The organism is Maribacter aquivivus, from assembly GCF_900142175.1.
Lineage (GTDB): Bacteria > Bacteroidota > Bacteroidia > Flavobacteriales > Flavobacteriaceae > Maribacter > Maribacter aquivivus.
Window position 1 is genome coordinate 1,295,232 of the sequence record NZ_FQZX01000001.1, and the last position, 12,418, is coordinate 1,307,649.

Genomic DNA, 12,418 nt, shown 5'->3' on the forward strand with positions numbered 1-12,418 from the left:
ATTTTTAAAAGTTATGAGTAGTAGCTGTTAACAAGTTCGAAGCGAATATTTTAAGCTTTGTATATTTAATTTTTATTATGCTTTTTTAGAGAGCCCTATTTCAGAGAAAACATGTCGTATAACATCACTTTCTTTCTCATGAATATAGCCGTCAGATATGGCTACGTCTTTTAATATTTGGGCTAATTCGCTTTTTTTATCCTCAGACATATCTTTTAAGATGTTTACACTTTGCTCTAAATCGATACTTCTAGCCTGAATCAAGAAATTACTATCAAAGTCAATGATGGTCATCAATTTTGTTAGGGCATTAATTTCGCCGTTATGCACTTCGCCATCGGCTACAATAACTGAATCGATTAAATGAACCATGGCTAATTTTTCTGGTATTTCAAATTCCATTATACAGTTGTTTTTTCTTTAATTTCAAAAGGCTTTAATGCCAAATATGCTCTATCAGTAGATCTTATATTTTCAAAAACCAATAATAAGCGTAATCCGTTTCGGGTCTTTTTTTCTTTGATTTTACATTGCTGTGCATGTGACTGTACATATTGTAAAACCCTTGTAAATGTTGAAGTCTGGTAAAATTCTGATTGTTGGTCGCTTAAAAAGTACCCAATCATTTTACCTTGTTTCATCACTATTTTCTCTAGACCAATGCTATTTGCTATCCATTTTATTCGAACAGAATTTAATAGATCTTGAGCTTCTTCTGGTAATTCGCCAAAGCGATCCACTAATTGTGCCTCAAATTTTTGAAGCGCTGCTTCGTCTTTTACCTGGTTGAGTTCTGTATATAACGTTAGTCTTTCAGTTATATTATTAATATAATCGTCTGGAAAGAGCAATTCGAAGTCAGAATCTATCTGTGTTTCTTTAACAAAAATCTTCTCATGCTTACCTTCAACCTCTTCGTATAGGTCTTTAAATTCATTCTCTTTTAGTTCATCTATGGCTTCAGCTAATATTTTCTGATATGTTTCAAAACCTATTTCATTGATGAATCCGCTTTGTTCACCACCTAACAAATCTCCTGCACCACGAATCTCTAAATCTTTCATGGCAATATTAAAGCCGCTGCCCAATTCTGTAAATTGTTCTAATGCTTCAATACGTTTACGTGCATCATTGGTCATTACTTCATAAGGCGGAGTTATAAAGTAACAAAATGCCTTTTTATTTCCACGACCAACACGACCACGCATTTGGTGTAAATCACTCAATCCAAAATTATTGGCGTTGTTTATGAAAATGGTATTAGCATTGGTAACATCCAGCCCACTCTCAACAATAGTGGTAGAGACCAAAACATCGAACTCACTATTCATGAAGCCAAGCATTAATGCTTCTAGTTTTTTTCCTTCCATTTGACCATGACCAACTGCAACCTTGGCATCTGGTACCAAACGCTGGATCATTCCTGCAACTTCTTTAATATTTTCAATTCTATTATGAATGAAGAATACCTGGCCGCCACGTTCAATTTCATAACTAACGGCGTCTCGTATAATTTCTTCATTAAAGCGTACTACCCGACTTTCAATAGGGTATCTATTTGGTGGTGCCGTTGTAATCGTAGAAAGATCACGAGCAGCCATCAAACTAAATTGAAGTGTTCTTGGTATTGGCGTAGCCGTTAATGTAAGTACATCAACATTTTCTTTGATCGACTTTAATTTGTCTTTTACGGCTACTCCAAATTTTTGTTCTTCATCAACAATTAATAACCCTAGATCTTTAAATTGAACATTTTTGTTTACCAGTTGATGGGTACCAATAATGATATCGACCTTGCCTTCGCCTAATCGTTGTATTGTATCTTTTTTCTCTTTTGCAGTTCTAAATCTGTTCAGATAATCTACCGTTACCGGCATATCCTTTAATCGTTCTGCAAAAGTACGATGGTGTTGAAATGCCAATATAGTAGTAGGTACTAAAACTGCTACTTGTTTGCCATTATCAACGGCCTTGAATGCTGCACGAATAGCTATTTCTGTTTTTCCGAAACCTACATCTCCACAAATTAAACGATCCATAGGTCGCTCACTTTCCATGTCTCTTTTTACATCTTCGGTAGCAGTACTTTGATCGGGAGTATCTTCATAAATAAATGAAGCCTCAAGTTCATTTTGCAAATAACTATCTGGGTTATATTGAAATCCCTTTTCTAGCCTTCGTTTTGCATAAATTTTAATAAGATTAAACGCAATTTTCTTAACACGCGATTTGGTCTTATCCTTAATTTTTTTCCAAGCTCCAGATCCTAGTTTGTAAATTTTTGGCGGTGCACCATCTTTACCATTGAACTTTGAAATTTTGTGTAAAGAATGTATGCTAACGTATAGGATATCTCGCTCACCATACATCAATTTTATAGCTTCTTGCTTTTTGCCTTCAACATCTATTTTTTGTAATCCGCCAAACTTACCAATACCGTGATCAATATGGGTTACGTAATCACCAATCTCTAGTTTGTTAATTTCCTTTAAAGTAATTGCTTGCTTTTTAGCATAACCGTTTTTTAAATGGAATTTATGATACCGTTCAAAAATTTGATGATCGGTATAACAAACCAATTTTTGGTCGTCATCTATAAAGCCTTGAAATAGGGGAGAAACAATAATTTGATAATGTACATGTTCGTTAACCTCTTCAAAAATATCATGAAAACGTTTGGCTTGTTGCTCACTGGCACAAAAGATGTAATTGGTGTAGCCTTTATCTTTATAGCTATTTAAATTTTCAATTAATAAATCGAATTTTTTATTAAAAGAAGGTTGTGGTTTAGAGTGGAATTCGACAAAGTCAATAGCATCTCGCTTAGCATCTTGGGTTAAAAGTGTAAAGCCAGATAGTTGTTGTTTAAATTCAGCACCGCCCATAAATAACTCTTCTGGTTCGGCATGCTTAATGTCTTTTGATAATTTTGTAAAAGCTTCTTTAGCCTTTTCAAAGAAATCATTTAATCTGTCATATAAATAGTCGGTATTTTTAGCAAAAACGAGCGTATTCGATGCCACGTAGGTCAAAAAACTCTGTCTTTTATCAATCAAAAACTTGTCGGCCATATTCGGCACAATTGTTATTGATTTTACCTTTTCTTTTGAAAGTTGTGTTTCTACATCAAAGGTTCTAATACTATCTATTTCATCACCAAAAAACTCTATTCTATAAGGCTCATCATGCGAGAAAGAGTACACGTCGACTATACCACCACGAACCGAAAATTCACCTGGTTCGGTAATAAAATCTACTCGTTTAAATTTGTATTCAAATAAAATTTCATTTAAAAAATCTAAAGAAAGTGTATCCCCTAATTTCATTTTTAGGGTATTCTTGTCTAATTCTTTTCTTGTAACTACTTTTTCAAAAAGTGCGTCTGGGTAGGTGACTATTACCGCTGGTTTTTTTCTAGAGTTTATTCTGTTTAAAACTTCGGCGCGTAAAAGTACATTGGCATTATCTGTCTCTTCTATTTGGTAAGGTCTTCTATAACTACCTGGGTAGAAAAGTACCTTGTCTTCGCCAATAAGACGTTCTAGATCATTTAAATAATAGGCAGCTTCTTCCTTGTCATTAAAAATAGCCAAGAATGGCCGGTCTTCTGCATTGAATATACTGGTAAGCACAAATGAAAGTGATGACCCTACAAGACCTTTTAATTGAATGTTTTGGGATTCTGATTTTTTAGAATCGGCAATAGTATTTTGCAGTTTCCCTATCTGGGGAGACTGATTATACCGTTGTTGGATAGAAGAATGACTCAACAGTTTAAAATTTTTACAAATATACACATACCTAAGAAATGGATAAGACTCATTATTATCGAATATGGGTTACAAGTTGCCTCTAAAAAGTTGCACCTTGGAGTGTAGTAGAAAAAAAGTGATATGGAAGATAATGAGTTTGATGTTTTTGTAATAGGAAGTGGTATTGCAGGGCAAACAGTTGCTAAAGCCTGTGTGGCTAAAGATTTAAAAGTTGCCATTACCGATAATCGTGAATTTGGTGGCACTTGTGCAAATAGAGGTTGTGATCCTAAGAAAATATTACTTGGTGCAATAGAAGCATATGAGTTGAGTAAAAACTTAAAAGGAAAAGGTATAAGCAAAACTGCGAAAATTGATTGGAAGCAATTGCAAAAGTTCAAACGAAATTTCACCTCTAATATACCTGCATCTACAGAGCATAATTTGGCAGAACTGGGTATTACGTTGTTCCATCAATCTCCCGCGTTTTTAGACGAGAATACCATTTTGGTGGAAGGAAAGAAAGTCGTTGCCAAGAAAATTGTAATTGCAACGGGTTTAGTACCACGTACTTTAATAATGCCTGGAGCAAAGCACTTCAGGGAGAGTGATGATTTTTTAAATCTAAAAAAGCTACCAAAGAAAATTGTTTTTGTTGGAGGAGGATATATTGGGATGGAGTTTGCTCATATGGCAGCAAGAGCTGGTGCCAAGGTTACTGTAATTGATACAGGTAAGAGACCTTTACATGCTTTTGAGGCAGATTTGGTTGATGAACTTAGAAAGTACTCTGAATCTTTAGGGATAAATTTCATTTTTAAGGCTACACCAAAGGCATTGAAAAAGAAACGAAAAAAACTCACGCTAAGGTATGAGATAGAAGGGAAGGAACACACTATTGAAGCCGAAGCATTTTTTAATACCGCTGGTCGTGTACCCGCATTGGCAGGTTTAGATTTAGAAAAGGGAAATGTTCAATTTGGAGATAAGGGTGTAGAAACAAATACTTATTTACAAAGTACTAGTAACCCAAATGTTTATGCTTGTGGAGATGTGTCTGACAAGAATTTACCGCTTACTCCGCTTTCGGGCAGACAAGGTTATGTGGTTGCTGAAAATATAATTAATGGAAATGACAAGAAATTAGATGTGCCAGTAATACCATCTGTAGTATTTACTTCTCCAAACTTGGCTACTGTTGGGTATTCTGAAGAAGAAGCACGTAGCCGTTATAAAAATATAAGAGTAAATTTTGAGGTTGCAACTGGTTGGTTTAATGCAAAGCGAATAAATGCACCATTGTATGCATACAAAGTGATTATAAATGATAAAACTGGCGAAATTGTTGGTGCGCATCTGTTAGGACCTGATGCTGGAGAAACCATCAATATATTTACGTTGTCCATCAATAATAAAATGACTGATCGCGATATAAAATCTACTATATTCTCTTATCCATCTTGGGGTAATGATATAAAAAGTATGGTTTAAGATTTCTCTTGTAATCGTTCTTGCAATTTTTTAAACGGACTAGTTTCTCGGTTTTTGAATGCATGAAAGGCAATGGCAATAAAGAGAATTACGGTTCCTGTCATTGCTGCGTATGCGATGTAAATATTCGATTCATTATGTCGTACATAAATAGCGAATAATGCCCAAATACCAACAAGGGCAAATTCTCGCATATTTCTTTTCCAAATCATTAACAAATTAATGATGGTGGCTGCTACAATCATATTTATCGTCCAGGCTTGTTCAGATAATACTCCGCCGTTCCAATCTAATTTGCTCAAAAAAGCTGATATGTTTGCAATAGTGGCTACAGTAATCCATCCACTATAAAAACAAATGGGCCACCATATAAAGGCAATGGTAGTTACTGGAGCATCCCAACGCTCCATATTGGTATTTAGAATAATCTTAATCAATGAAAGCAATATTCCGAACATAATAATCACTGAGAGTCCGGTGTAGTTGTACATGAACGCAATTACCCAGCAACAGTTTAAAATGTTCGCTAAGACAAACCAATACCCTGTTTGTTCAATGAAATCGCTTGGTTTATCACTAAAAAAAGCTCTTTTTACTTGAAATATGCCATAGCCCAACAATCCTAAAAAGATTACGCCCCAAATGGCAAAAGCGTATGCTGCAGGAGTAAACAAGTTTGCATACTGTGCACTCATCTCACCAATTGTAGTATCGTTAAGTGAAAATGCTTGCGAAATGTAATTAACCACAATAACTAAAACTACAGATGCTAAATTGAGTATGGATAATTTCTTTTTCATAACTGTAAAGCTATTATGGTTATCTTATAAAGTTATGCTCTTTAGCGTATTAAAAGAACTATTTTCGGTAATTCCGCTTTTTTTTTACCTCTTTTATAGGAACGGGCAGTACAGCATCACCTAAAAGGGCGAAAACTTCACAACCTTCACAAGGTTCTAAGGTGTATGTACCTGTAAATTCACCAAATGCCGGTACAATCATTTGATGATCGGTTTTGTAAAAGCAAGGTAATCGAACAGATTGTCTTCCTAATCCACTAAGTTTTATTGCAGGATGTATATGTCCTGAAAAGTTGAATAAACCATCTCGTTCTTCTGGGTGATGGGTCAAAAGAAAAGATTCTAATACTAATTCTGGTATTACTTTTATATGTAATTCTTCATATTTCAGTGGAGAAATAATATCGTGATTGCCGCTCACTAAAATTATTTCTTGTGGAGTAGCCTTCACCCATTGTTCAAAAAGAAACCATTCTGTGTTTAATGCAGAATGAAACAAATCGCCTAAAAAAAGTATTGATTCTGGTTTAAAATGATTCACTACAGAGGTTAATGCATCAAAATTTTGTTGTACCGCCTGTTGTGGAACTGCAGCACCATATTTTCTAAAATGAGAAACTTTGCCTAAATGAACATCACTAATTATTAACATTGATTTTTCTACCCAAAAGAGCGAGCCAGAAAAGTGCATTTCAAAGGTTGAGTCGTGAAGGGTAATTGAATGGGTCATCGATGCAAAATTACCTATTTCTTCATCAATAGTGCAGCCATTTTTTTAATTCGGTCAGCCAATTTTTCACTTGATAATTTTTCGCGCCCCACACGTTCCGTAATCAAAGGGAAAGAAAATGGTGTAGGTTGCTCGCACGCTTTCCAAACAATATCTTGAGTGGCAATACGCTCTAATGAAAGTCTTAAACGACCTTCTTCTAACTGGTGTTCAAAAGTCTCTGTAAATGCTTGTTGAAATAATAGATTATCTGGTTCGTAATCTCTAAAAACATCGAACAATAATTGAGAACTGCTTTGTAAATGTTTCATTTTAATCCCTTTTTTAGGGTAGCCAGTAAATACCATTCCGCTAATAATAGCAACATCCCTAAATCTACGACGTGCCATTTCTGTGGCATTCAGACTTTTCTGTAAATCGTCTAGCATAAAATCTGTGGTAAACAAATCATTATCCAACACTTGTTGTATATCTATTGGTTGATCTGATAGTAGTTCAAAACCGTAATCATTAAAGGCCAATGAAAAAGTAATAGGGGATAGTAGGCTAATTCGATACCCTAATAAACTGCCCATGGCTTCATGTACAAATCTACCTTCAAAAGGATAAAAGAGATGATGGTAGCCATCGCGAGTTTTAAAGGTTTCAATTAGAAATTCTGATGGTTTGGGTACAATACTATCTCTTCTTTGTCGGTCAAAAAGAGGTTTCAATGCTCTTATTTCTGCAGATTGATTTTTTATAGGTTCGCCCGAGCTGTACAGTTCATTTCTGAGAAGCTCAGACATTTGTGCAGATAGGGTTAGACGACTTCCCATCCAACTAGAAATTTTATTGGTTTTCTTATTGGAATTTCGCACCTGTACGGTCATTTCTTTAATTCGAATAAATTCTAAATTTCTGCCAGCAAATGTGAATACATCACCTTTGTTAAGTTTAGAAATGAAAAATTCTTCAATAGAACCTATATACCCGCCTTTTTGGTATTTAACGGCTAAGTTTACATCGCCTACTATGGTGCCAATTTGAAAACGATGCCGCATTGCTACGCCACGATTGTTGACCTTGAATTTTCCGTCTTCTTCAACTTCTACTTTTTTATATTCATCATAACTCTGTAAGCTTTGACTACCCATGACCAAAAAGTTCAATAACCATTGCCATTTATCTTCGGTAAGGGCTTGATAGCAAAAAGTCTGTTTTACTTCTTGGTAAATTTCTTTAGGATAGAATCCGTCTGAAATCGCCAAGGTGGTCAAGTATTGCAATAGCACATCATAGCTATTAAGATATGGCATACGGTCTTCTACTGTGTTCAACTTTACCGCTTTTTGTAATGCCGATGCTTCTATAAGTTCAATGGCGTGCGTTGGTAGAAAATAGATAACACTTTCTTTACCAGGTCTATGACCACTGCGCCCTGCACGTTGCAGGAAACGAGCAACACCTTTGGGTCCGCCAATTTGAATAACAGTTTCTACAGGGGCAAAATCTACCCCCAAATCTAAACTTGAAGTACAAACTACCGCCTTTAGCTGTTCATTACGAATAGCATTTTCAACCCAAACTCTTGTCTCTTTATTTATACTGCCATGATGCATTGCCATTTCACCCGCATATTCAGGGTGTTTTTCCAAAATTTTCTGAAACCAGATTTCGCATTGACTTCTGGTATTTGTGAACAGTAGGGTGGTTTTGCTATTGTTTATAATGGGAATTACTTCTTCCAACAAATGAAGTCCTAAATGACCTCGCCAAGGAAAGGTTTCCATCTTTTTCGGAATAATACTCTTTACGGTTATCTTCTTATTGATATTGGCTTTGATGAGAACGGAGTTTTCTAGAGCTTTAGATTCAGTACCCAGTAACACATCTCTGGCTTGTTCTAAATTACCAATGGTTGCAGATATGCCCCAAATTCTTAATTGAGGGGATACATTTTTAAGCCGAGATAAGGCAAGTTCCATTTGTACACCTCTTTTGGTACCCAAAATTTCATGCCATTCATCTACTACAATGGCGGTGCAATCTTTAAATATTTTCTCGTAGCCTTTTGTAGCTAGTAATAGTTGCAAGCTTTCGGGAGTGGTAATTAGCAGATCTGGCATTTGCTTTTTTTGCTGCGCCCTTTCTTTTGTTGAAGTATCGCCAGAACGGATGCCAACTGTCATTTGCGTACCTAAATCTAAGGTGATGCGTTCTGCGGATTGTTTTATTTCTTGTGAAAGCGCACGCAGCGGAGTAATCCAAATTGCCTTTAATCCTTTTTTGTGTTTAGTTTTATAATTAGGATTGTTTTTAATGTAATTCAGTACTATAGGAAACCACAATGCATAGGTTTTACCACTGCCTGTCGGAGCGTTTAGTAGCCCGTTTTTACCCTGCAGAAATGCCTTCCAAGTATCTTTTTGGAATTTAAATGGTTTCCAATCTTGTTCTTGAAACCAATTTTCTGCAATGGAATACAATTGTTCTCGGTTCATTACGGAATTAAGTTTTTCAAATCATCCAACGTATTTGCTTCGTGAATGTTCTTGTCCTTTCTCCATCGTAACATTCTTGGAAAACGTGTGGCTATACCACTTTTATGACGTTTTGATAATGCAATACCTTCAAAAGCGATTTCGAATACATGATGCGGAGTAACACTACGAACAGGACCGAAACGTTCTAAAGTGTTTTTCTTTATCCATGCATCTAGTTTTCTAAATTCTGCATCTGTTAATCCGGAATAGGCTTTTGCAAACGTAACCAATTCCTTTTCTCCTTCTTCATTATCCTTCCAAAGGGCAAATGTATAATCTGTAAAAAGGTTGCTTCGTCTACCGTGACCTCTCATGGCATAAGTAAGTACGGCATCTATAGTTAATGGGTCTACTTTCCATTTCCACCAATCACCCTTTTTCCTGCCTACTAAATAAGGAGAATCCTTTCTCTTAAGCATGAGTCCTTCACTATGCATTTCGCGAGAGCGATCGCGTTCATCTGCCAATTCAATCCAAGAACTAAAATGCATTGTTTCAGATAGATGTAAAGGTATATTGGCTTGTTTATGTTCAGATACCACGTTTTTAAACATGTTCTCTAATATATGTCTACGCTCAATAAAAGGTAGCTGACGAATGTCTTTACCTTCCCATTCTAAAATATCATAGGCTTTTAAAATAACAGGAACTTTTTTTAAGAGTGCTGCTGATATATTTTTGCGACCTATACGCGTCTGTAGATCATTGAAAGTGCCGATGGTTCCTTCAATATAAGGTAGAATTTCTCCGTCTATAACGGTGCCGTTTGGTATAACGTTTACAAATTCATTAAACTCCGGGTACTTATCCGTTACCAATTCTTCACCACGGCTCCATACAAACAGTTCATCATTTCTAAGAATTACCTGAGAGCGAATGCCATCCCATTTATGTTCTGCCGACCATTCATTTATATCGCCTAAATCTGCTGCTTCGCCTTCTATAGCATAGGCTAAATAAAAAGGGTAAGGTTTAGATAGGTAATCGCTTTCGTTTTCTTCGAGAACCAACTGTTGAAAAGATATTGTATTTGGGTCCCAGTTCCCCATCAATTTATAAGCTAAAATATCCTCGTCTATTTCAGTTGCTTTAGCCAATGCGCGGGTCATTAATTTTTGACTAACGCCAATTCTGAATCCGCCAGTAATGAGTTTTGTAAAAACAAAGCGTTCATAATAGTTAAGCACTTTCCAGTTTTCATAGAGATATGCTTTTTTATCATCATCTGTCTTCTTTTTTAGGGCAATCATTTCTTCTAGAAAAACCGTTAAACCTTTTTCTGAAGATTGATTGGCTGCAGGAATGACCAAGGCAATAGTTTCTGCTAAATCACCAACGATATGGTAACTCTCTTCAAATAACCAAAGTGGAATATTTGCCAATTCAGACGCCCAAGTTCTTAGCAGGGTAGTGTTAACTGGTCTTGGTGGTCTACGATGCGAGAGTATGGCAATTGTCCAAACTTTGTCCACATCACTGGCTTTTAGAAAGTAGTCTGTTAAGGCCTGTACTTTTATAGTAGTCTTATTGGTACTATCTAGTGTTTTTATAAGGAGTGCGAAGTTTTTCATGCTGATATAGATGATTTTGAAGCTACGGCAGCTTCTATTTCTTCCTCTCCATATTGTGTTGCTTCGGTGCGGGCATCATAGCCTTGTTCGCGAAGGTATTTTGAAAATATATCTGTATATCCGTGTGTGCAAATAATCTTTTCGGCTCCTGTAGCTTCAATACTCTCTAAAAGCCCTGGCCAATCGCAATGGTCACTTAATACAAAGCCTTTATCAATTGCTCTTCTTCTTCGGGCACCTCTAAAAGTCATCCATCCGCTTGCGGAAGCAGTTACATATGGTACCATTTTTCTTATCCATGTACTGCCATGTGCACTTGGTGGTGCTAATACAATATTACCCAACAATTGCTCTTTATTCGTTTCTCTAGTAATAAGTGTTGTTTTTGGAAACTCTACCAGTGGGCGCAGCACCTCCGTCATATTTTCAATGGCACCATGGGTGTATATTTCACCAATATCAGTATTCAGGTATTTTAATAGACGTTGTGCTTTACCTAAGCTATATCCAAAAAGAATTGATGTTTTGCCTTCGGCTTTATTTTCTGCCCACCAATTATTTATATTTTCTAGAACTTCTGCTTGAGGTATCCATTTAAATGCCGGCAAACCAAAAGTGCATTCCGTAATAAACGTGTTGCATTTAATGGGCTCGTACGGAGTGGAGATACCATCATTTTCAGTTTTATAATCTCCAGTAAATACCCAAACCTCGCCTTTATGCTCAACTCTTATTTGTGATGAACCAATAATATGACCTGCTGGGTGAAGACTAAATTTTACATTGTTGATAACAAAAGACTCTCCCCATTCTTTTCCTTCAACATTAATTTCGCCTAATCGATGCAGAATAATCGGAACGTTTCTGTGGTGGGTAATATACTTTTTGTGACCATATCTACTATGGTCAGCATGCCCATGCGAAATAATGGCATGTTCTACTGGTTTCCACGGGTCAAGATAGACCTTAGCTTTTTCGCAATAAATGCCATTGGCAGTAAATTGTAATAGAGGAGTTTTCATAGCGACAACAAGTTACAAATTTCGCATGCAAACAAAGTTGATGACAAACTAAACTATGACCTCTAAAAAATTTATATTTGCTCAATAATTAAAAAATAAGATATGTCTTTTGCAGATTTATATAGTAGCGGTGAGCACAGAAGAAACTTAGCTCATTTCGCAGCTTTGGCAACTTTAGCGTCTATTGACGGTGAAATTAGTACTGAAGAAAAAAAATTATTAGATCGTTTCGCTACTAAATTAGATATCACTGATTCTGAGTATTTAGAGGTTTTTAAGAAAGAAAATAAATACCCTATTGATTCTACACCAGATTCTGAAAAAAGATTAGAGCGTTTATATGATTTATTCAGAATTGTATATTCTGATCATGAAATTGACGATGAAGAAAGACTATTAATAAAGAAATATGCTATTGGTCTTGGCTTTACTGAAGAAAAAGCTGATGTTATTATAGAACGTTCTGTAGCTATTTTTGGTGGTAAAATAGATTTTGATGATTATCTGTACTTAGTAAAACACTAAGT

The 12,418-nt window shown here is 35.8% G+C and carries 9 protein-coding genes; 2 read left to right on the forward strand and 7 right to left on the reverse strand.

The genetic code is table 11. The features are described 5' to 3' along the window. Window positions 1-75: 75 nt before the first annotated feature. Window positions 76-402 carry a TerB family tellurite resistance protein gene (locus tag BUC31_RS05520; RefSeq protein ID WP_073241977.1) on the reverse strand — a complete coding sequence of 109 codons (327 nt, stop codon included), beginning with the start codon at window positions 400-402 and terminating at the stop codon, window positions 76-78. After that, window positions 402-3,770, reverse strand: coding sequence for a transcription-repair coupling factor (mfd, locus tag BUC31_RS05525; RefSeq protein WP_073241979.1), 3,369 nt, complete (start codon window positions 3,768-3,770; stop codon window positions 402-404). The genes BUC31_RS05520 and mfd overlap by 1 nt, the downstream gene beginning before the upstream one ends. A gap of 123 nt (window positions 3,771-3,893) precedes the next feature. Between mfd and BUC31_RS05530 the strand changes: the two genes are divergently transcribed. Continuing rightward, the gene (locus BUC31_RS05530; RefSeq protein WP_073241981.1) at window positions 3,894-5,243 is read left to right on the forward strand and encodes a dihydrolipoyl dehydrogenase family protein; all 1,350 of its coding nucleotides are present in this window, start codon (window positions 3,894-3,896) and stop codon (window positions 5,241-5,243) included. Here the strand turns inward: BUC31_RS05530 and BUC31_RS05535 are convergent. Genes BUC31_RS05535 through BUC31_RS05555 form a run of 5 tightly spaced genes read right to left on the reverse strand, consistent with a single transcriptional unit; the run spans window position 5,240 to window position 11,891 of the window. Continuing rightward, the gene (locus BUC31_RS05535; protein WP_073241983.1) at window positions 5,240-6,043 is read right to left on the reverse strand and encodes a hypothetical protein; all 804 of its coding nucleotides are present in this window, start codon (window positions 6,041-6,043) and stop codon (window positions 5,240-5,242) included. The two genes, BUC31_RS05530 and BUC31_RS05535, sit on opposite strands and share 4 nt — an antisense overlap. A 58-nt stretch (window positions 6,044-6,101) precedes the next feature. Then, the gene (pdeM, locus tag BUC31_RS05540) at window positions 6,102-6,773 is read right to left on the reverse strand and encodes a ligase-associated DNA damage response endonuclease PdeM (RefSeq protein ID WP_073241985.1); all 672 of its coding nucleotides are present in this window, start codon (window positions 6,771-6,773) and stop codon (window positions 6,102-6,104) included. A gap of 14 nt (window positions 6,774-6,787) precedes the next feature. Beyond that, window positions 6,788-9,256 (reverse strand): ligase-associated DNA damage response DEXH box helicase, encoded by a 2,469-nt coding sequence (locus BUC31_RS05545; RefSeq protein ID WP_073241987.1) that lies wholly within the window; start codon window positions 9,254-9,256, stop codon window positions 6,788-6,790. After that, window positions 9,256-10,869, reverse strand: a complete 1,614-nt coding sequence (locus BUC31_RS05550; protein WP_073241989.1) for an ATP-dependent DNA ligase — start codon at window positions 10,867-10,869, stop codon at window positions 9,256-9,258. The genes BUC31_RS05545 and BUC31_RS05550 overlap by 1 nt, the downstream gene beginning before the upstream one ends. After that, window positions 10,866-11,891: a ligase-associated DNA damage response exonuclease gene (locus tag BUC31_RS05555; protein WP_073241991.1), complete on the reverse strand. Its 1,026-nt coding sequence runs from the start codon at window positions 11,889-11,891 to the stop codon at window positions 10,866-10,868. Before BUC31_RS05555 ends, BUC31_RS05550 begins: the two co-directional genes overlap by 4 nt. A gap of 102 nt (window positions 11,892-11,993) precedes the next feature. Between BUC31_RS05555 and BUC31_RS05560 the strand changes: the two genes are divergently transcribed. Beyond that, window positions 11,994-12,416, forward strand: a complete 423-nt coding sequence (locus BUC31_RS05560; protein ID WP_073241993.1) for a tellurite resistance TerB family protein — start codon at window positions 11,994-11,996, stop codon at window positions 12,414-12,416. The last annotated feature ends 2 nt before the right edge of the window (window positions 12,417-12,418 follow it).